General features: G+C 60.5%; 17 protein-coding genes. 5 read left to right on the forward strand and 12 right to left on the reverse strand.

Features of this window, described 5'->3' with window-relative positions; translation table 11 throughout:
• Positions 1–2 precede the first annotated feature (2 nt).
• The 3 genes from HG250_RS07090 to HG250_RS07100 form a co-directional block, all read right to left on the reverse strand.
• A complete protein-coding gene (locus tag HG250_RS07090) occupies positions 3–680 on the reverse strand; it encodes a hypothetical protein (RefSeq protein WP_170004136.1) in 678 nt (225 codons plus the stop codon).
• 207 nt (positions 681–887) lie between these two features.
• Positions 888–1754 (reverse strand): hypothetical protein, encoded by an 867-nt coding sequence (locus HG250_RS07095; RefSeq protein ID WP_170004138.1) that lies wholly within the window; start codon positions 1752–1754, stop codon positions 888–890.
• 86 nt (positions 1755–1840) lie between these two features.
• Complete coding sequence (locus HG250_RS07100; protein ID WP_170004140.1) at positions 1841–2734, reverse strand: 3'-5' exonuclease; 894 nt, start codon at positions 2732–2734, stop codon at positions 1841–1843.
• 593 nt (positions 2735–3327) lie between these two features.
• Between HG250_RS07100 and HG250_RS07105 the strand changes: the two genes are divergently transcribed.
• From HG250_RS07105 to HG250_RS07120, 4 genes are all read left to right on the forward strand, one after another.
• Positions 3328–5223 (forward strand): hypothetical protein, encoded by a 1896-nt coding sequence (locus HG250_RS07105; protein ID WP_170004142.1) that lies wholly within the window; start codon positions 3328–3330, stop codon positions 5221–5223.
• On the forward strand, positions 5216–5941 hold the full coding sequence (locus tag HG250_RS07110; protein WP_170004144.1) for a hypothetical protein: 726 nt from the start codon (positions 5216–5218) through the stop codon (positions 5939–5941). The genes HG250_RS07105 and HG250_RS07110 overlap by 8 nt, the downstream gene beginning before the upstream one ends.
• Positions 5938–6432: a hypothetical protein gene (locus tag HG250_RS07115; protein ID WP_170004146.1), complete on the forward strand. Its 495-nt coding sequence runs from the start codon at positions 5938–5940 to the stop codon at positions 6430–6432. The genes HG250_RS07110 and HG250_RS07115 overlap by 4 nt, the downstream gene beginning before the upstream one ends.
• 439 nt (positions 6433–6871) lie before the next feature.
• Complete coding sequence (locus tag HG250_RS07120) at positions 6872–7525, forward strand: hypothetical protein (RefSeq protein WP_170004148.1); 654 nt, start codon at positions 6872–6874, stop codon at positions 7523–7525.
• 96 nt (positions 7526–7621) lie between these two features.
• Here HG250_RS07120 and HG250_RS07125 read toward each other — a convergent pair whose 3' ends face one another.
• Positions 7622–8218 carry a helix-turn-helix domain-containing protein gene (locus HG250_RS07125; RefSeq protein ID WP_170004149.1) on the reverse strand — a complete coding sequence of 199 codons (597 nt, stop codon included), beginning with the start codon at positions 8216–8218 and terminating at the stop codon, positions 7622–7624.
• Positions 8219–8250: 32 nt separating this feature from the next.
• On the opposite strand from HG250_RS07125, the gene HG250_RS07130 reads away from it, so the two are divergent.
• Positions 8251–9108 carry a hypothetical protein gene (locus HG250_RS07130; RefSeq protein WP_170004151.1) on the forward strand — a complete coding sequence of 286 codons (858 nt, stop codon included), beginning with the start codon at positions 8251–8253 and terminating at the stop codon, positions 9106–9108.
• A 105-nt stretch (positions 9109–9213) separates the two neighbouring features.
• Here HG250_RS07130 and HG250_RS07135 read toward each other — a convergent pair whose 3' ends face one another.
• The 8 genes from HG250_RS07135 to HG250_RS12950 are packed head-to-tail and all read right to left on the reverse strand — an operon-like array spanning position 9214 to position 20127.
• Positions 9214–10128: an ADP-ribosylglycohydrolase family protein gene (locus HG250_RS07135; RefSeq protein ID WP_240956970.1), complete on the reverse strand. Its 915-nt coding sequence runs from the start codon at positions 10126–10128 to the stop codon at positions 9214–9216.
• Positions 10129–10145: 17 nt separating this feature from the next.
• Positions 10146–12191, reverse strand: coding sequence for an AAA family ATPase (locus tag HG250_RS07140; protein ID WP_170004155.1), 2046 nt, complete (start codon positions 12189–12191; stop codon positions 10146–10148).
• Positions 12192–12231: 40 nt separating this feature from the next.
• Positions 12232–13587: a uracil-DNA glycosylase family protein gene (locus HG250_RS07145; RefSeq protein ID WP_170004157.1), complete on the reverse strand. Its 1356-nt coding sequence runs from the start codon at positions 13585–13587 to the stop codon at positions 12232–12234.
• Positions 13587–15059 carry a DUF2779 domain-containing protein gene (locus HG250_RS07150; protein ID WP_170004159.1) on the reverse strand — a complete coding sequence of 491 codons (1473 nt, stop codon included), beginning with the start codon at positions 15057–15059 and terminating at the stop codon, positions 13587–13589. Before HG250_RS07150 ends, HG250_RS07145 begins: the two co-directional genes overlap by 1 nt.
• A 40-nt stretch (positions 15060–15099) precedes the next feature.
• Complete coding sequence (locus HG250_RS07155) at positions 15100–15963, reverse strand: protein NO VEIN domain-containing protein (protein ID WP_170004161.1); 864 nt, start codon at positions 15961–15963, stop codon at positions 15100–15102.
• Between the two features lie 6 nt (positions 15964–15969).
• Positions 15970–16662, reverse strand: a complete 693-nt coding sequence (locus HG250_RS07160; protein ID WP_170004163.1) for a HEPN domain-containing protein — start codon at positions 16660–16662, stop codon at positions 15970–15972.
• 4 nt (positions 16663–16666) lie between these two features.
• Positions 16667–17455: an HNH endonuclease gene (locus HG250_RS07165; protein ID WP_170004165.1), complete on the reverse strand. Its 789-nt coding sequence runs from the start codon at positions 17453–17455 to the stop codon at positions 16667–16669.
• Complete coding sequence (locus tag HG250_RS12950) at positions 17452–20127, reverse strand: ATP-binding domain-containing protein (protein WP_170004167.1); 2676 nt, start codon at positions 20125–20127, stop codon at positions 17452–17454. The genes HG250_RS07165 and HG250_RS12950 overlap by 4 nt, the downstream gene beginning before the upstream one ends.

Below are 20127 nucleotides of genomic sequence, written 5' to 3' on the forward strand. Positions count from 1 at the left end.
GATTAGCGTCCTCCCGGCTTGCCGAGCCGCGGCGGCGGCGGTGCCAGTACGGGGTCGGCCTTGCCGACGTTGCTCTCGTCGATCGCTTTCAGCTGTCGGGCGAGCTGCACGGTTTCCGAGTACATATAGTCGATGCCGCGGTAGATCTCGCCCTCCTCGCGTGCGAGGATCGGCTTGGAATCCGATGGAACCAAGTCGCCGCGCTTGTCGGCAGCGAAGCCGAACCACCACGCATTGTCCCCTGTCTGATCCTCCGCTTGTGGGGCATCGGGCCTGCTATGGACGTGACACACGCGCACGGCCTCATCCTCGTACCGCGAGCAGGCTTCGGCGTAATCGATGCCCCCATGCGGCGCGAGGCCGATGGCTGCCGGGATGGCATCCTCGCAGTAGCCATAGAGCGGGTGGCCGGGAGGTACCGCGACGAACCCACCCCAGACACCCGATGCCTGGCGCAGCAGAATGCAATCGAGACCTGTCGCGGCATCGTTCCAGGCAACCTTGTCGAACTTTTCATCGTTCCACGGTCCGGACCCTCGCGGCTGGCGCTTCTTGATGATGTAGAGTTGTTCGGGCCTCACCTCGTGATCGCCGATGGCGATGCGCTCGGGCAGGCGAGCGAGGTTGGTGTTTTTGGCGGTCGCGACAGCGCGACCGGTGTTCGATTTCTTCTGGGGCATTTTGAGATTCCTTCAGGCATAAAAAAGGCCGCGCATCCTTGGTGGACGAACGGCTCGGGTACGGTCTGCTTGCGGCAGAGCTTTTGCGGCACGGTGCTATGTCTTGAAGGCCCGTGCCTGCCTCCTGTTGGCATTTCCTAAGTCATCTTTTCCTCCTCTCTTTCAGATCGCTTTTTCCCGTCATGGTTCTGACGAGTATTCAATCGGTTACGCGGCGGCTCGGTAGACAGTACCGCGTAGGCCGCTTTCGGCCTTTTTCCCTCGTGCCCACGGTGCAAAGGACCGGCGGATGAATTCGCTGTTCGGCAATGCCGCGCCTGCGGCGTCCGCGATAGCCACCAGGGTATCGGGCTGATGGCATTCGATCTGGCGGTGCGCGGCCAGGTGCCGGATTGTCAAAACGGCGGTGGTGAGGACATCTGCGACCACCTGGTCACGCACATTCGCCCAGTTGCCCGCTTCGCAGTGCTTGCCGATATCTTCCGATGGTGTCGGCTTGGATGGAACACCGACCGCGGCCGCCAGCTCGGGCAGATGCACACTGGAGGCCTGAACGCAGCTTGCGCGGCACAGATCGAGCCGCTCCTTCGCATGTGGAGAGCCGTCGATCAGCTGACGCGGCAACACCAGCCCAAGGGTCGCCGCTGCACGGCGCAGGACGGCAAGGTCGCGAGCCTCCCCTCCCCAGGTAGTCGCGACCGCGCCGAGATCCTTTTCAAGCGCGTTGAACAACGCCGTAACCATGGAGCGCTCGTCCGTATCCTCGGCCGTCAAGACGAACGGTCCTGCGATCGCCGGAACACCTCCATCGGCGACGAACTCCAGCGTCATCCAGCCGACCGCTGCGACCTGATGGAACGGCCAACGGATCGACAGCTCGGCATCCTTTCCCTCGGCCTTCGTATAACCTTGGTAACGCGACCGATCGAAAAGGAATTCCAGATCGAAGATCAACCAGCGGCGCGCTGTATCAAAACGGCCGTCACGCTTGCGCGCTAGGAACATCTGCGCTTCGTGCTCGAGCTTGCGAGACAGGCGCTCGAGTTCGCCGCCCAGCGGTACGATATTGGTCATGATGTATTTCCTTGTTGCGCACCGGTGCCAACCGAGAAGTGCACCGGCGCATTTGCGTCGAATTGTGAATGAAGAAACGGCCGCGTTCAGCGATGCCGCTCGCGCGCCGTCACGGTGCGCGTGGTCATCGTTGGAAGACCGTTGCGATAGCCCCATGCTTGTTCGTGCTCGACCTTCTGCGGCGGCAGTTCGATCTGCCAGAACGGGCCGTCGGGATTCCATCGATAGCCGCGCGCTTTCAGCATCTCTTTCTTTGAGTACGGCGCGCGTTCGGCCTGCACGATGGCCGAGGGCGTGTCGGCAGCGTCGATGAGGCGCGCTAGGTGGGTGCGGACCGGTCCTCCACCGGGATCGCGTTGGCGGTGGCGTAGCAGCCAGAACAGCGCCCAGACATCCGCGGCCGCGCGATGCGCGTCCGAAAACCATCCGGCATGCGCGAGAAGCGCGGATTGCGAGCGGCCGTCGAAGCCCAATTTCAGCCAATCGATTTCACTGCACGAGCAAGCCCAGGCTTTGCCCGCCAGATCGGGATAACGGCGCTCTATGAATTTGGAGTCGAAGCGCGAATTGTGAGCGACGATCAGGTCAGCGCGATCGAGCAGACCGCGCGCGAAAGTATCGTTGATCTTCTGGCCCTTCAGATGCTGCGCGCCGAGCCCTGTGATGAGGCTGATCTTGGGGTCGAGTTCGCGGCCCGGATCCTGCAGCCAGCTGAACGGTCCGAAGTGTGCAATGGACTCGCTATGATCGTCGACGAAACAGAGCATGATGGCGAGCTCGATAATGACGTCGTTCTCTGCTGAAAGACCCGACGTTTCCGTGTCGACAATGGCAATGCATCGGCCTTCGGGCATAGGCCCCATGTGCGGCATCGATGGATAGGGTTTTGGGACGCGCCGCAGCACGCGATAATCGTCGCTACTTTGAAGCTCAGCCGCCAGCGCTTCGGCGTCTGGTGCCAGGTGGTCTGTGTTGATCATTCCTATTCTCCGGTTTCGTCGAAACCGGCGAGGCGCGGGACGCGCTTTCCGCATCCCTTTTCCTTTCGCCCTGCCGGCTTCAACCGGCAGGCCAAGATGACGTCTTCTTTGGCGGCCCGCAGCTGTCAGCGCAGGGTCCGCGCTTCCTTCCAAGGCGTTGTGACGCCGCCCCAGACCGCTGGCGGTCGCACCCAAGGAGGTTTGCCAGACCGACGTGCGAGACAGGGTCGAGCTATCCCTGGCAGGACCCTGTGGGTCCGAACAGGCGTAGCAAAAAGGTTCGCGCCATTAGGTGCATACCTTTTTGCGGTATTGCGCATAAAAAAACGAGAACGCCGAAAGTTCGTGCGTTCGTTCGGAATAGCAGATTTACAGATCTTTCGACAATTTCCCTGGAATTGGCCGTTCGGCGTTCCGACGGGAAACGCCCTTTTCCGTCGGATTGGAAAAAGGGTTCCGATCTGAAGGAAAGGTCTGGAATTCGACGGACTGGGCTAGGTCGGGTCTATCAGCCGTACGCCTGCGCAGGCGTGTTCGAAAAAAAATTCTCGACCCGTTTGGGTTGCTCAAAATCTCATCCTACAAGCTGGTCGATGGAGAACACACCACTAGACGAGCTGCTCGCCGATGCGCTGGAACTTTGCGCCAAGGACTTCCCGCGAGCCAAGCAGAAACTCGATGCCTTCAACGCGGCATTCGAGCGATTTCTCGAGCGCGACGAGCATGGCAATCTGACGCGCGCAGCCCATGATGCGAGGCAGTATCTGCGCAGCGATCTGCTCGACATGCGGCCCTATCAGAGAGCAAAAAAGGAAGTCGAAAAGCAGTGCCGCAAAGCCAAGGCGAAGGCCGAAACCGCTATTGCGCAGGCGCTGGCGGCATACGTCGTCTACAAGCAATGGGATATCGAGGCGGAGCTGCTCAACGACAAGGATGATGGCACCAAGATGGTGCCCAAAAGCCGGGAAGATCATACCCGGGATGGCATCGCACGCATCGCCGAACCGTTCGTCCAGGCTATGATCGCACGCGGTGTAACCCCCGCTGCAATTTCCCGGCGCAGGGCCAGCGAGGCCGACGTGATCGCCCAACTCATCCAGTCAGCGCACGAAGATCCGAAGTATGAGGATCCCAACAATCCGTGGGTTGCGATGTACCGTTCCGGCCACATCGATGCCTACCGCACCGGGGTCACCGAAGACGAAGCGAGGCTCCTCGATGTCGCCGTTACGCTGCGCGAGGAGGAGGCGGCCGAGGCCTTGGAAAAAGCGCGCGCATTTCTCCCGGCGGGAGTGTCCGTCAGCACCGGCGTCGCGCTGGGCGCGGCGCGCATCATGCAGGCTGCGGGCACACTCTCGGATGGCCTCGCACAAGCCTACGCCGACGCCCACAATCTCGTCCGTGACAAGGATGCCGAGCAGCTGGGGATAGTGCTAGGGATCGACAACGAGGCAGGCTTGATCAAGCTGCAGGTGCTCCTCAATTTCCTGCGCGTGCAATCGGTATCGACCTATCCCGAACTGCCGACCTGGGTCGAAATCGATGTCATGCGGCGTGTCATCGATACTCAGAACGCGCACGTGAAGCCCGCCACTGAATGGGTCGGAAAGGTCACCGAAAAGCTAGGCAATCTGGCCGAAGTGTTCGGCAACCGCCTGTCCAGCGAGGACGCTTTCTACGCGCTGCTGAGCGCTGCTATGCATTCCAGCTTCACCTATCGGCACTTCGAGAACGAGGCCGACATCCGCGCCTCGAAGGACGCCGAACTGGTTCGGCTGCGGCTCATGCGCGGAGCCGTACTGGAAGGACGAACCTTCAAGATCGATGGCGTCGGATATCCGGTCTGCGAGGGCGAAGAAGGTTACGACGAGTTAGAGGCAGAGATCTACCAGGCCCTCGTTCGCGACGAAAAGGATGGCCCTCAAGACGAGCCCAACAGCATTCGATCAGCGGATGAAACCCAGGGATATTCCACTTCGAACCAGCAGGATGCGCGTTTGAATTCTGCGTTGGCGCCCATCGAACCGGGGTTGAAAAGCATAGGCGTTGCTGCGCCTGAGTCCGATCCCGTTTATCTCGAAAGCCGTGAATACGATGATGAAGGCGAGGAAGTGGATTTCTACGCCATCGCGGCGCGTGACGATGACGATGACGATGACGATCATCACCCCGAAGATGGCAGCGAGAATGTCGATCTCGCGCGGCGGTCGACCGCCTCATTAGAGCGGCGCGCCTACGGCCAGGAGCAGCCGTCCAGCCCCGCGTCGGCGTCCCCGACAGCCGTCGATAGCGACGACCACGGATCGGCAAAACTCGCTGAACAGGTGCCCAAGCCGGTCGAAGAAAATCAATCTTCCAGATCGGCAGGTGAGTCCGTTGACGGTCACGAGCCGGCGGGCAGCGACAAAGGACAGGCCTCTAGTCACGGTGTCGCAAATCGCGCCCTGCCTCTGTTTGAAGAAGGGATAATGGAGTGGGAAGATGACTAGCGAGATCACGACATTTGATCCTGCCGCGGCCTTGCTGCGCGAGAAACTTGCTCAAAAGTGGCGGTCCAATTCGCCTGTTCTGGTGATGGAAGACGCGCCCGAAAGCACGCTTGCCAGCACGATCATCCTGGCCAAGCGCTACGGTGGCACCGGCACCAGTACGCTCGCGCTCGTTCTCGAATTCCTGATGCGGCAAGAGGCGCTCATCATTGAGGTGGGCGGCAATCGCTGTCCCATGTTCCGGGGGCGCGGCGACGATTTGCACGCACACTTTCCGATGTCCGATGGCAATCGGATCAACGAAGCGATGGATTTGAGGCTGGCGCATCCCGGCCGTGTCGCGATCCTCGAATTCGAGCCGGCTTTATATACCGAAACGCTGCGCATCGCGAAGAACATGATCTCTCTTGACGCAGGTCTGGTCCCGACAATCTTTTACGTTTCCGCGCGCCACGAAGCCGATCCCCTTTATGCGAAGAACGCGCTCGCGAGTAAGATCGATCAGACTTTCATCTGTCAGGAGGCGGTTCAAAACCCCGCGGCCCAAGGTGCGGACAAGCTCGTGCTACCCTGGCTCGACAGATCGATCATGGAGATCTTGTGGGCTGGCGCGGGTGACCTTCAGACTGCTCTCGAACAATGTCGGGGGAGTTGGACGCTCCAGGAAACCCGCCTCAACCTCGAACAATTCTACACGACGCTGATGGCTGACCGATGACCTACCTCGAGACACTCTGGAAGGACCTGTTCGGCAAGGACATTACGATCTTGGAAGAGAAGGTGATGATCGGTGTCAGCGAGCAGTTTGAACGCGATGCACCTGTCACCCTGCTTGCCGCAATCATCGTCCGCATGCTGTTCCTGGTGCTCATCGAGCACAAGGCGAGCCCGTTCAAGATCCTGCGGAATTTCGGCCAGGCAATGGACGAGAACCGCCAATCCGTTTCGCGGATCAACGAAACCTATGCGGACCTTCATGGCAAGATGGAGGCCGTCAAGATCGACATCGAGAATGCTCAGCATGCATTGCGGGAAATCCGAGAGTATGCGCATGCGAAGGTCGGCTACAATTCATTCACCGGTTATTATTCTGTGCCTGTATCCGAGGTCGCTCAGATATCGAAACTTACGATAGCGGCGTTTATCTCAGCTTGCTTCGGCGCAGCATTTCTCGGATCCGTGATAGCCATGATGATTATGCTGGGTTGATTTGCTTGGCCCGGCTTCTAGCGACTCCGGCGGAGCGCCCTCGGATTGGCGGGAAGGTTTCCACCCCCTTTCATGACCGTTTTCCAGCGCTCGATTTGGTCGCGTCTAGATGGAAGAAGCCTTCAGGAGACGGAGGCGCGTGGCGACGGCCGCTGCAGTCAATTGCGCCCTTGTATCACCGGGCTTATAGCTCCCAATTGTCATACCCGCGCGTAGGTTAATGTATAACGGGGCTGCTAGTTGCGACGTCATATGTGGTTGGCGGTAAGGCGCTCGTAACGATTCCTGTTGCATGCGATCGTGCATGTCGAGATACGACAAGATGCAACCGGGCGTTCGATCGCTTCCGCGCGGATATCGTCTCCCCTGGACGAGCGCGCTGCAGCTCCTGCACGCCGAACGCTTCGCCCGGTCGCTCCAGCGGCCCATGACCCACGCAGTGACCATCAACTTCACCCGACCCCTGAAACCGGGGATCAGCGCGCGCGACGTGTTCATCGAGATCCGCAACAAGGTCCAGCGTGCGTGGAATTACAGGCGCAGGAAAGGAGCTGTCAGCGATCCGCTCTACTACCTCGCCGTATTCGAGAACCCTCCTTTCGGTCGCCGGTTCGGAAGAGCGGTCTACGGCCCGCTGCATGTCCACTGGATGATCCATTGGTATGGCGTGCCGACCACGCTCATCGAACAGATCGCCAATCGGGTGCTGCGCAAATACAGCCAGGGCGTACCACGTGACGCGATCGACATATCGTCGCTCTACAAGCCGGTCGGCTACGTGATGTACATGTGTAAGGGCATCGATCCGCCCTACGCGAAACACTATCACATTCAGCATAGGCCGCAGGGTTTTGTTCCCTTCAAGCGTATCTCCATTTCCAACCGCCTCGGGGATGCAGCTATGAAGAAATACGCCCAGCTTCACGGTGTCCATCCGTTTACGGTGGCCAACAGCAAGCGCACCAACAACGCCTGGAAGTTCACTGGGAAGCGCCGGCGCAATAGGATGAAACGCCAACGGCCATGGAAAGGCCGGACCTACATGTCGGTCAATGCTGTGAATCGGTCCTCACCCCAGCCTCCGACACCCTGATCGCATCACAAAAAATCATCCTCATCCATGTGCGGCTTCTGGCGCGGGCCGTCGAGGCAAGGTCTTGCGGCAGTATCAGCCGCGTCCAAAAAATATCTAGGTACGGTCGGCCTTGGAAATTTCCAAGCCTATCGCTGCCAAGCGGGCAAGCTCGGGATGGACAAAGCGGAATACGGGGTCAGCTACCTCCCCCGCCCCGACCGGCTTTCCCGAATCAATCCGCTCGAGCAACCGGCCGGAAATGCTCTGCGATCGCTCGATCCGCGATAGCTGCGAAACACTCAGGCCCGTCTTTCTGGCCAGTTCATCAAGAGTGAGCTCCTCTTTCTGGCGGCCGGCGCGCAGTGCGGACCCGAGATCCTGGCGACGCTCAGGAGCGTAGAGGCGCGCTGGACGCTCGCTCGGTCCGTCGTGAGCGAGTTCGTGCCATTCCAGATCCAATACGTCCATGATCCTGTAGAGCGCATCATAGGACGGCCAGCGGTGCCCATTTTCGATGCGCGATAGACTCTCGCGCCGGATGCCGGCGATGTTGGCCAATCCCTGCTGACTGAGCCCGCCGCCGCCTTCATATGCCTTCCGGCGCATGCGAATGAACTCGCCGAGGTCGTCTCGAAGGGCGCAGAAGCCATCGGGAAGCAGCATGCGAAGTTTTTTCATCGGGCCGCCGAACGTTATGTGACGTTTTTGCATATTGGAGGTTGGGCAGTTCTACAAGCCATATCATGGACCATGAAATGCAAGGAGGAAGCACGCTTCAGATGAATTGTGTCAGACGCAAAGCATTCTCGCACCTGCTTCAATCTGCCCTCGACGACGCGAGCGCCGGTATCCCGGACACCCCGATCATTTGGGTCGACGACACGTGCCTCACTTTCGTTTCGGATGTCTGGACCTCGGCGCTGACGCGAGACATCTTGAAGGTGACGTGGCAGTCGAATCTGATTGTCGAGGGTGTTCTTGCGGACGGCCTGATCGCGCCTACAGCGGCTTCGGCTGCTTCGGTCATCGAACAGCAATTTGGTTCTTTCCTGCGGGTTCAATTCGATCGTTGGGCCTTGGCGTATGAACAGGAACTCGTGCGCAACGGCATTCCGTCGGATCTGCCCTACGACAGGATGCTGATCGACCGAACGCTCGTCGCGATGCTGGGTGACGACATGGAATTCGTAAATCGAGGAGCCATGTCTCTTTCGTGCAACAAGAAGGTCCAAGTCGGAGACGAACTGCCTTCCGTGCCGGTCGGTGCTAATAAAGGCATGGTGGTTTTCGCGCGACAGATCGGAACGACGCTTCCCGTCGTCGGGAGCTGGAAACCGCTCAGCAAAGATCCGCTTATCCTATTCGACGGCTCTTACGTCGTTTTCGACGGACCAATTCCTGAAACCAGAATTTTCACAGCCCCGGGTCTCCAGTTGAAGGAACTGATCGAAACAGGAGTGCCGAGCCTCGACAACAGGATAATCGTCAGCATCCATTCGGTCGGCGAACACGCGCACGGGTTCACGCTTTGGGACGAGGCATATTGCTACTACATTGAGTTAGAGGCGGATCTAATTCCCCTCGGTTCGGTCCTTCGGTAGACAGTCAAGTTTAGACAAAGGACCGCGTCGCTAATCGTCAACACTCGACACGTTATTGGCGAGGCAAACCGCCTGATTAACGCCGCATAAGTTTCCCGAGTCCGCTTAGCTCTCGGCCAAGGCGATCAGCCGGTCCGCCAGTTGCGTAATGCTTTTGCGCCAGGCCAGTCGGTCCAGCCACTCGGTGGGGATACCCTTTTCGCCAACCAGCGCGCCGATCAGCTGCCCGGTAATCGCCGCGGTGGTGTCGGCATCATCGCCCAGGTTCGCCGCACGCAGCACCACCTCGCGGAAATCGCCGCCCTGCCCCACGCACCATAGCGCTGCCTCAAGCGAGTGGACTACATAACCGCTGCTGCGGATCGCATTGCGTGGTTTGCCTTTCCAGGAACCCCCGGCGATCGCGGCAATGGGCTCGGCCAGATCGAGGGTGCTGGCAGCCTGCATCGCATCTTCTGGCGACGCGCCGCCGATCGCCGCGTGGACGATCACGCTCCACGCTTCGCACGCATCGAGGCAGGCACGCGCGGCATGGGTAGTGGCGCTCTGTATCCGCGCCGCCTCCCGCATCGCCGTAACTCCGGTCGACAGCCCGTAGATTGCCACCGGAGCGAGGCGCATCAAAGAGCCGTTGCCGGCAGCGTCGGGGGCGCGCGACCCGGCAATCGGATCGCCGCTCTGCTCGAACCGCGCGAGCGCGGCGCGCGTCGTCATGCCAATGTCGAAGCAGGTGCCGGTCGGACTGTATTCGCCATCTCGCCACCAGCGCACGAACCGCTCCATCAGATCGACCGGATCGAGTGCGCCGCGCTCGGCGAGGCTTTCGGCGAGCGCCAAGGCCATGCTGGTGTCGTCGGTCCAGACACCAGGCGCGAGGCGAAATGGCCCGCCGCCAATCATGTCGGTCAGAGGCTCATAGCTGTCGCGCGGCTTGAATTCGAGGGTCGTGCCCACCGCGTCGCCCACTGCCAATCCCAGCAATGCGCCGCGCGCCCGATCTCTGATTTGTTTGTCGAGCATGGCTTTGCTCTCCTCGCTCATGCCGCGAACCCCATCGTCTTGCGCCCCTCGCCTCGCGCCTCTGCCTCGGCACGCAGCCATCCGACGATGACCATCGGATCGCGTTCGTCGAGCAGCTTACGTCGCTTTTCGATCACCGCGAAGTCGCCCGGAGTCTGTCCATGCAAGGTGATTCCGCGTGGCAGCGTCAGATCGAACCAGCGGGAAAACAGCGTAGCCGCTCGCTTCGTGTCGAGAGCGCGGAATTCGGCATGCACCGTGAACCGTCTCCGGGTTGCCGGATCGAGCCGGTCGGCAAGATTCGTGGTTGCGACGAAGGGCGCCTTGAGCGCTTCCATCTGGCGCAGCATCTCGTTGACCATGCTCCGCTCCCACCCGCGCTGAGCTTCGCGGCGATCGAAAAGGAAATCGTCCGCCTCGTCGATCAGGAGCAGTGCACCGGCGCGCGAGGCTTCCGCAAATGCCTGCGCGATCTGCATTTCCGTCTGTCCGACATACATCCCCAGCAGGTCGGAGCCGCGCTTCTCGATGATCTCGATACCGAGCCGTTCAGCCAGATGGCGAGCGTAGGCGCTCTTCCCCGTCCCACTCGGACCGGAGAGCAGCACTGACAAGTTGCGGGCCGCCGAAGCTGCGAGGCGGGTGGCCAGACCGTCAAGGTCCTGGTCCGCCGACGAGAGGTCCGGATCGTAAGCCACGGGGAGAGAGAACGGCTCGGGAGGACGGCCCTGAATGACCGTGACGAGCCCTTCGCCAATCGCTTGGGCGTCCCCGGCGTCCCCGCGCGCCTTGCTGGCTCCACGAATGGCCGAGGCGAGGATGGCCGGTGCTGCCGGCAGTGCGGCAAGGCGAGCGACCTCCTGTTCAGACATGGCGATGCCGACAGCCTTGGCGTGCTTTCCCACGATATTCCGGCGCACGTGGAGCGGCGGGCGAGGAAACTCGAGCGCAAGGCTCATTCGCCGGACGATCGATTCCTCCAGCATCCTCGGTTCGTTGACGATCCAGATCGTCGGGCGCTTGCCATCCTCGATCAGCCGGTTGAGCCACAGCTTCGAGCGATGCTCGCGGTCGCCGGGTTCCTCAAGCACGAGGATATCGTCCGCCTCGTCCATCACGACGATCCTGCTGTCGTCATTTCGGGTGAGCGCACGCAGCACGGAAAGATGCGCGATCCGCTCCCGCCGCGAGGGTTCGCTTCCACAATCGTCGGAAAGTCCGGCAAAGATTGCCTTGCGGCCAAGCCGGGAGGCAAGCAGGCGGGCGAATTCGCTCTTGCCGGTTCCGGGCGGACCGTAGAGCAGGATCGCCACCCCTTCGTTACTTGCCACGAGGCGCTCCGCAAGCTCGCGCTGCGGACCCAGATGATCGAAATCGCTCCACGCCAACGTGGATTGCGGGGCGGACGGCATCAGGAGACCAGGCAGGCTCGCGGGCCCCGAGCGAACGCCCGCGATAAAGCTCAGCAAGCCGTTGGCGCTGATCGACCCGTCGTGCGACTGATCGATCAGACCCGTGCTCCACAACCGCGAACCGGTTGCCAGCCGCGCCTCCACCCGCGCGGGCGACAGTCCACTGGCGAATGCGATGCGCCCGACACTACAGTTCGAAATGCGTCCAGGCAGCGCATCGATAAAGTTTTCCCAGCATTCGAATAGCGCATATCGTGCGGCGCTGGTGACGATGGCCTGTTCCACATCATCGAGGCCAAGCGTTGCGGCCAGCCAGGAAATGCGGCGATCGAGGGGTGCCGGACCGGGCTTCTTTGGCAGAGCGTGCTTGTCGGCGAGACTGCGGAGAAGCGGCACGTAATTCTGCGTTGTCAGCTTATCGAAATCCTCCGGGTCTTCCATGACATGGTCGGGGTCGTCGATATGATCATGCCAGCATTCGAGCATATCTTTGCCACGGCCACGCAGCTGGCGCGAGGTCATGCGATCGATTGCCGAGCACCAGGCATGGAGGAACACCCGATGCTCCGCGGGGGATGTCGATGAAGCGGCGGCGGAACCGTAGGAACTGCTGCGGCGCCGCCGGGGGCGAAGAGCGGAATAGATCGTCATGTGATCTATCTGACGCAGTTATGCGACAGGAATGGTCGCTCTAAGTAAGCTCGATAGATTTGAGCCACTCGACGACTTGGTGCGCAGTTGCCGCATCGGGAATTTTCAGCGTCCATTCGCCGGCAGTATTCATTCGCCCATCACGGAAATGCCGCGAGAACGACGGTCCGATACCCTCAAAGGAGGACAGTGCGGGCTTGCGAACGTAGAACAAGAGGTCTGCGCGATTGACGATATAGGAGAACAGATAGCGCCCGGCACTATCGTGCAACCGAACTGCGGCGACGGCGCCAGTGTTTGGCGATGCAGTAAGCCCGAGGCTTTCTGCTTCGCGCATCGCAGCATAGGCTGCCTTTCCGTTTCCGTTGTGCAGGCGGCTCAAATGCTCGTTACGCCAATCTTCGTCGACATGCGCAATTTTCAGATCAACCGCGGGCAATTCGCTTGCGGATGACTTCTTCGACGTCGTTTGCGTCTGTTGGCTACGACCTTTCAAGACCCGGACTATCAGGTCGGAGGGATCGCTGTCGGGAGAGATCCAGTTCTGTCGCCCCGGGTGGCTCACCGTGATTACCGACAGTCCCGCCGCATTACGGTGCGCCTCTGCGGTCCAACCACGCGCGTTTGTTTCCTGATAGCTGTCGAAACGGTCAGTGGCTCCGACTTGGCCTCTCACCCATTTTCCTGCCGTGTTGCCCAAGCAGATAATGGCTTCGACGCCCAAGCTGTCGATGACGGCTTGGTGCACCGGCCAGCATAATCTCAATAGCTCAGCCTTTTCGGCCGCAATCGCACGTTCGTCCCGTGACCTGACGAACACGACATTGCTAGCTGGAACTTTTCGCGCATCCAAGCCGATACGGTCGAACATGTGCAGCATCCGAGGTTGCATGCCCCATGTCCCGGGAGGCGCGCCTTGCCAAGATTCGTCGGCGTAAGCGGACCATTTCGGCGGGCCCGCCAGCCATTCGGCGATGTCGCGCTCGATCGTCTCGGCCGATTGCGCAACCGGATCTCCGCCGGGATTGAGACCGAGAATGTAAATCTTCGACGGCGTTTCGAAAGCCGATGGTCCAGTATAAAAGACCGATCCCGAACGCTTGCTCAAGGCTGCCGGAATGAGGTTCGCGATCTTCTTCGCAGTCGGTGCAGTTGAGGACACTGAATCGGTTTCCTTTAGTTGAGTCCTGTTGGCAGACTGGGTTTTCTCTATTTTGGTGCGAGCCATAGGCTCCGCCACCTTCTCCGACTTATGAGAAATAGAAACAGCAATTACGATGACCGCAATTACGGCGATGATCATGAGGAGATTGAGTGGTCCTCCGAAAGATTCGCTGATTTCGAAAAAGGCGACCAGCGAAACAAGCCAGACCCACGGCGGCGGCGCTTTCGACATTAACTGGCTAACCTCCGCGCCACTGCCACCATCGCCCAGGTATCCCTCTCGCAATAAGCCTTGAGCGCCTCTGCGAGTGCCTCACGACGAAGCGGATGACATTCAGGCGCGGCGGCTTCCAGCCAGGCCTCCTGCGCGTTGCCGCTGTCTTTCACCTCGAGCGACGCGTATTCCAATTCCGGCGCAATCGTCGGCAGGACGGCCTTGATCGACCAGCTGCCACGCTGGTCGCGATGATACCAGTGCTCACGCGCGACGGGGAGGAGGTCGACGGTCGCGGCCTCCAGAGCAAGCAGCGGCGCGGCAAGGTCGGGAAACCAGCCAGCAAGGTCGCGTAGCACGCGCTTTTCGAAGCTGGCGTTGTAGGCGATCACGCAGGCACCTGCCGGGATCATTTCTACCAGCGCCTCCGCACAGGCGCGGCGCGGATCGCTGCCGTCGCAGCTGAGGAATTCGTGGTGGGTGATCGTGCCGTCCTTCGCCTCGAGGTGGAGCGAGAACTGGAACGGGATCTGCTGATACGGCCGCGTGCCAATCCAGCGCGGGACGGCCGCGGCGATGGTTTCGAAGTCGAGCCAGGCGCGCGGCCAGCCCCAGCTCTTCATCGCCTTGCGCGCACCCTTGGCATCGTGAAACGGCACGTCGTCGCGCGTCGCGGCGAGAATGCGAGCGTTGCGAGCGTTGAGATCGCCTTCGTCGAGATCGAGCAAATCCTCGATGCCCTGCTCGGCCCATTTCTTCCCGCCACCGTAAGGCAGCAGCGTTACCGGCCAGTCCGGCCCGGTCGGCAGGTCGCGTCGGCACCAGGCGATAAATTCGCACTCGAACGGAGACGAGCAATGCTCGCCGATCTCGACCACCGGCTCCTCGCCCGCAAGCACCTCGCGCGCGGCGGCGACCACGCCGGCGCGACCTCCGATTATCGTTTTCAGAGGCCGTAGCAGCTCGGCATCGGCGAAGAGGCCTGCATAGTTGCCCTCTCGGGTCAGCTCGAAATCGCGATCGATATGGCGAACGCTGGCGCTCTTCAGCGGCAGGTCGCAAGCCTGCAACACCCACGCCTGCGTGGCGAGGTCACCACGGTGGTAATCCTTCACGCCCGTCGAACTCTTGACCTCCGCCGCATGCCAGCCCTTCTTGCGGCGCTCGAGCACATCAACCCGAACGAGCACGCCGTCATGCTCGAACGTCGCCTCGAAAATCGGCCCGGGATGTCCCTCGGCGATGAGCCGAGCGGTTTCCGCAACAGCAGCACCAAGATCTGGCTCGGCCTCGACCATGACGCCCGACGGGTGGAGCGCAGAGGCGATGTCGCCAACCGCATTGCCTGATGCAAATCGCGCCTCGGCACCGGCATCGTACTCCGCCACATCGCGGCGATGGACCGAAAGCCAGAGCTTCTTTGGGCACTGCTCGAAAGAGGTGATGCGTGACTTGGACAAGCCGTACCGGAAAGATTGTGTCGTTTTCATCCCCAATAACTCTCACGGCGACATGACAGAACCGGTCGCATCAATGCAGCGCCGCAAGGAAGCTGGTCGGGGTCAGGATGACGTGCGCTTGCATCGGCGGACGCAGGACAAAAGCGGAAGGCTGACGAGCGAAATCCCAGATCCGGACGAGTTGCCATGCCTCGCGCCGTGCACCGGCTACAGCGAGCTCGTTGGCGCTGAGATGGAAGGGCGTACGCTCCCAGCCGTTCGTGGTCTTCACCTCAATCAGCTTTTCGCGACCATCCGGTTCAAAACTGGCGATATCGTAGCCGAAACCGTCGCCATCATCCTGCGACGTCCAGCGCGCGCGGCGGGCAAGATCCTCTCGGCCAACCGCACGGAGGCGACGCTGTTCTTCAGCGAAGACGGCCTCTTCCCCTGCGATGCCCAAGGCTCGGTTCCTCGCATCGCGGGCCGCAACATCGAACTTTCGCCCGATGGCGGCCATGAATTCGGGATCGATCAGTGGCGGCTCGTTACGCTGGGAGGGTGAGGCAGCGAAGCGGATCAGACGTTCCGGCGTCGGACCTTGGAACGGCATCTGTCCACTGTTTCCATCGGCAACGCGATTGGACGAACAGCGCGGCCTCAACCAGTCCTCGTGACTGTTGAGCCAGCGCAGAACCCCCTCCACCAGCGCGCCCTGAAAGTTTGCCTTAGGCTTGTAGCCGGTAATCCATGGCTGACCCAGGCCGAGCATTACTGCCGAGATGTTCTGGTGCTTGAATTCGATCGAGCCGCGATTGCGGGGGATGGTAGCTTGCAAGGCTCGGTTCCGCTCGGCCTTGTTGACAGCGATACCGGCAATCTCGGCAGCCAGCATGGAAAAGTATTCTCCGACGGCTGCGTCGATCTCGTTCGATGACCAGTCGCCGCCCGCCACGATCTGTCAGTCGACCACCGGATAGTTGGGCATGACCCACTCCTCGTCCGGGTGATCCATCATCAGGTCGATGAACACCGGAAGCAGACAACCGAGCAGCGCCGCGCCATCGCGAACCTGATCTCGGTTGGCGTTGCTATTCCAAGTAGCGCCGCCGTGGACTAGCTGGTTCCTCAACACGTAGAGCCGGTCAAACAGGATCGAGAGAACGACAGGAGTATCTCGCTGCGCCAACGCGCGATTCGCGGCGCGCTTGGCGGCTTCGAAGGTGATCTCCCAGCCCCCGCCGCCGACCTCGCCTCCGTGGTGCTTCCAGAAGGGCGCGAAGACATATTGATTGTCGAGCAGGAGGCGGATTTCCTGGCTGAATCGATCCCAGATCACGCTGTAGATCCGGTTGTTGCTATCCATACGGACGAGGGCCGCGAAGAAATCGTCGAAGCGCGCCCGCTCATTGCTCGCGCCCGCTCCGTCGAGCGCCCGATCGAGATCGCCTGCATAAGCAGCGTTGAAACCGATCCACAGCAGGATGAAGCGGACGTCGAGATCCTCGTGCTCCTTGTCCGCCCGGCGTAACCAGCTGAGCGCGCGATGGACGCGCAGCGCCAGCGGCAACGTGAAGCCGTCCCGCAAACCGCGCTGCTTTTCCTTGAGGCTCTCACCGTGCAGCGGGTTGCGGGGTGGATAGGGTTGGCTCATTGGCTCATTCCGTTGAGAAACCATAGTGGTTCCGATGCCATCGCAAGTGCTCGCGATGTCCGTCGTGCAGTTCAAGGGTCACCCCCTCGCAATTTGAAAGCATCGTTCGGGCGGGTTCCGAAAGGGCCTCACTCAGCAGGGCCCGGCCCGAGTCATCGAATGAAATCAGACCAGCATCGAACGCCGCGTCCCAGTGTGCCGCTAGTAACAGACCGTTGTGAACGTTTAATCTTTGCGCATCAGATACGCACTCCGCCCAAGGCACGATGTGACTAGCGCGAAGAAGCAAGGTTTCGGTCACGCCGGTCATAGGGCAAGTGGCATTCCAATAATCCAGCAAAGCCGCTCGAAAGCGATCTTGGCCGATCCGCTGGCGCATAAGCCTTTCGGCTTCGGTATCGCCTAAATGAGCAGCAGCTTCTTCGAACGATTTCAGCGGATAGTCGGGCACGCTACGCGCGAGATGAAACACCCGGTTAATAGCGCCATGCAGATCGGCTCGTGTCGCAAAGGCGTAGGCAGCGGCAAAGCGGCCGGGTGGTGGCTCTGCCCTGTCCGCTTCCAGCTCGGCAACGACTCCGGGGTGGTCGAGCGCGAGAAACCATGGCGCGCCGTCCTCACCTGAACCGACTGCCAGCGCGATCTCGCCTGGCACGCCTTCCTGGCTGCGAAAGAACAGCCATCCATCAGCCTCGCCATACTCACCGCGATACCCGTTGTAATAGGCAGCCTCCTTTAATTCGGAGGACCAAACCAATCCGGGGTGGCGCAGGCGGCAGCTCGTATCCTTCACCAGCTTTGCCCGTACGACAAATCGGCTCCAACGAGCTCGTCCGGCATCCTCGGTGCGCTGCAAGTTAGGCCGAGAAATGTGGCTGCGCGGGTCGCCCCGACGTAAATGTAGCGGTCGAAGAGCTCAGGCTGCGCTTCAGCCAGACGATCTACATCTGCGAAAAATACGGCTTCAAACTCGAGGCCCTTGATGTGCTCTATTGAGAAAACCCGCACGTCCTGTGAGTGGCCGATCGCGTTCCCAGCCGAATACGCTCGGGCGCGAAGGTTGGTCTTGGCCAGTTGGCGGTCGAGTTGGTCAGTGAGAGCATCGACCGCGTCCCTGTCGGATACTAGGACCGCTACAGTGGGCAAAGTTCCATTGCCAATCGCCTCGATTTCTCTGATGCGTCGAGCGAGCCATTCAGCACGCTTCTCGTCCGTATCGATACCGACGCCGCAAACTGGATCGAAGCCGATGTTCTCACCATAATCGGGCGCTCGGTCTTCAATGGTCGCTCCCTGCTTGCGAGCAAGTGCGCGCGCGTAATCGGCCAATTTCCTGCTTTGCCTGTAGCTTACGGCGATCTGATGGACATCGACCCCAGGCACAGACCAATCGAGGTCGTCCTCGCTGCGTGTGCCTTGCACAGTCAATCTCTGATTGAAGTCGCCCGAAAGGAACACCGCTTCGGTCGTAGGCGCAGACAATGCTGCCATTGCCGCAAGCTGCACTGGCGAAAAATCGGTTACCTCATCAACGAGAACCTGATTCCTGCGTAAAGCGGCAATAGAATCCAAGATGGGTGGGCGTCGGTCCGGACTTACTCGGGAAGACAGCAAGCGGTCTGCGTCGAAAGCACGCGCGGCCTGGAACATCGCCAGGATAATTAAATCGACCTCTGCCGGGTGAGCCATGCGAACTGAAGTCGGCGCTTCACCGTACCATTTCCCGTCGGTCCGCATGGAACGCCTGAACCGGCGATAACGCAGGGGCATGCTGCCGATAAAGGCTCCCGGTGCGCGGGCAATCCTTCGCGCGGCCCGTTGGAGGATCAGCAGCCGGCCGGTCGCCGACAGGTCTGGCAAGTCGAGCCCGCGTTCCGTGATCAATGCCGCAATCTTCGCCGCGCGGCTGGTTGGTCCGGGTTTGCGCCCTGTCGCCTGGCTCATCGCGAAAGTGCGCATAGCCTTCCGAAAGACATCTACCGCGAGCTTGCGCCCTTCGAGCGACTGCGGGTTTGCCTCTTCGATGTCTTCATCGGCGTCCTCGTCCTCCTCATCCGCGTCTTCGCCCGATTGCTGGAGGTCGGTTACCAAATTCACAAGCGCGTCCATGAATCCTTCGTCGCGCTTGACATAGCCGTTTCCCGGGCTCGCAATATCGCGTCGAATGCCTTCGTTCAGACCGTTGGCAAATGTGCGCAGGTCATCGGCCTGACCGGCTATTTCACCGAGAAGCCGGAGAACGTTGCCACCGGCACGGTCGACTGCTTCGCCGATCCGCCGGCCCAGGACAGCAACGCGAGTATCGTCCGATTTCGCCAGCCGTTCCGCCTCCATCGCGATTTGGCGGATGAAGAGATCGCGCTGAAAGGCGTCAAAAGCTTCGTACCAGGCAATCTGATCGGTCAGCGTCCCCGGTGCGAGCAGAGCATCATCCTCGCGAATGGTGAGTCCGCTGCCAGTACCGGTCCGCAATATCCGCAAGCTGCTGCGGGCAACCTCGCGCCGGTAATCATCCCACGTCCGCAGACGCTGGTCGTGCACGGGCACACCTTTCCGGCCCAGCGCTTCCTTGACGTAGAGACGGAGCAACTCGGTCGGAGTGAATAATATCCAGCTATCGGGATGATCAAGGCCCGCGGCATCCGGCTCCTCGACCAGTTGCAGTTCCTCGTCATCGAGAAGGGCGAAATCGAGTTTCTGACGCAGTCGGGTGACCATCGTCGTGGTCTTGCCAGTGCCGGGGGGGCCCATCACGGCAATCCGGCTTGTTATCGGCAGGCGGAAGATTTCGCTCTGGAACTTGTCGAGGAGTGGGGCCAGCCGCAATTCCATGGCCGTGCGGGCTTGATGGGCAATTCCTTCGAACACGTTTCCATTGTCCTCGCTGGATTCCGCCAACCTTTCCATCTCGTCGATCTCGTCTTCCGGCACTCCCGCTTCGCGCAGGAGGGCACGCAGCGATTTGATGGACTGCGCCTTGCCTTGAGACTGGAAAGCGATGGCCGGTCGAGCGTCCCACTCACCGGTCTCACATATCGGATCGAAAGAAATCTTTTCGAGAACTTCGAAATAGCGAACGCCGGAGGGAAGCCTGATGTTGGTCCCGTCACCCGGATTGAACGAGGCGAGTTTTCCTTTCCCTGCGTTGTTCAGATAGCTGCAGAGTTTCATGCCGGGTATCGACACCTCGGCATTGGGAGCGATGTACAGCGTTTCCTGCTGGTCGTCCTCGTCTGCGATGACGAGGCGCGCGATCGCCGGCTTGCGGCGCAATTCGTGCAGGTTGCTCGTCCGGTCGAGATTGCGTTGGTGCATGTTGGCGGCGATCGCCTCGGCAGTGGCCTGGTTCACGACTGCGAGCGCGCCAAGGTTGAGGCCGCGCTTTTGAAGCAAACTCGCAGCTTCGCGATCAATTGATTGAAAGGTTTCAAGCGCCTCGCGCGCGACCGGCTTCAGTTCTTCCAA

The organism is Pseudopontixanthobacter vadosimaris, assembly GCF_012979275.1.
Taxonomy (GTDB): domain Bacteria; phylum Pseudomonadota; class Alphaproteobacteria; order Sphingomonadales; family Sphingomonadaceae; genus Pseudopontixanthobacter; species Pseudopontixanthobacter vadosimaris.

What these genes read in the sequence shown, in the direction of transcription:
- HG250_RS07090 (WP_170004136.1), bottom strand. Translation starts at nt 680, where the DNA reads ATGCCCCAGAAGAAATCGAACACCGGTCGCGCTGTCGCGACCGCCAAA.
- HG250_RS07095 (WP_170004138.1), bottom strand. Translation starts at nt 1,754, where the DNA reads ATGACCAATATCGTACCGCTGGGCGGCGAACTCGAGCGCCTGTCTCGC.
- HG250_RS07100 (WP_170004140.1), bottom strand. Translation starts at nt 2,734, where the DNA reads ATGATCAACACAGACCACCTGGCACCAGACGCCGAAGCGCTGGCGGCT.
- HG250_RS07105 (WP_170004142.1), top strand. Translation starts at nt 3,328, where the DNA reads ATGGAGAACACACCACTAGACGAGCTGCTCGCCGATGCGCTGGAACTT.
- HG250_RS07110 (WP_170004144.1), top strand. Translation starts at nt 5,216, where the DNA reads ATGACTAGCGAGATCACGACATTTGATCCTGCCGCGGCCTTGCTGCGC.
- HG250_RS07115 (WP_170004146.1), top strand. Translation starts at nt 5,938, where the DNA reads ATGACCTACCTCGAGACACTCTGGAAGGACCTGTTCGGCAAGGACATT.
- HG250_RS07125 (WP_170004149.1), bottom strand. Translation starts at nt 8,218, where the DNA reads ATGCAAAAACGTCACATAACGTTCGGCGGCCCGATGAAAAAACTTCGC.
- HG250_RS07130 (WP_170004151.1), top strand. Translation starts at nt 8,251, where the DNA reads ATGGACCATGAAATGCAAGGAGGAAGCACGCTTCAGATGAATTGTGTC.
- HG250_RS07135 (WP_240956970.1), bottom strand. Translation starts at nt 10,128, where the DNA reads ATGCTCGACAAACAAATCAGAGATCGGGCGCGCGGCGCATTGCTGGGA.
- HG250_RS07140 (WP_170004155.1), bottom strand. Translation starts at nt 12,191, where the DNA reads ATGACGATCTATTCCGCTCTTCGCCCCCGGCGGCGCCGCAGCAGTTCC.
- HG250_RS07145 (WP_170004157.1), bottom strand. Translation starts at nt 13,587, where the DNA reads ATGTCGAAAGCGCCGCCGCCGTGGGTCTGGCTTGTTTCGCTGGTCGCC.
- HG250_RS07150 (WP_170004159.1), bottom strand. Translation starts at nt 15,059, where the DNA reads ATGAAAACGACACAATCTTTCCGGTACGGCTTGTCCAAGTCACGCATC.
- HG250_RS07160 (WP_170004163.1), bottom strand. Translation starts at nt 16,662, where the DNA reads ATGAGCCAACCCTATCCACCCCGCAACCCGCTGCACGGTGAGAGCCTC.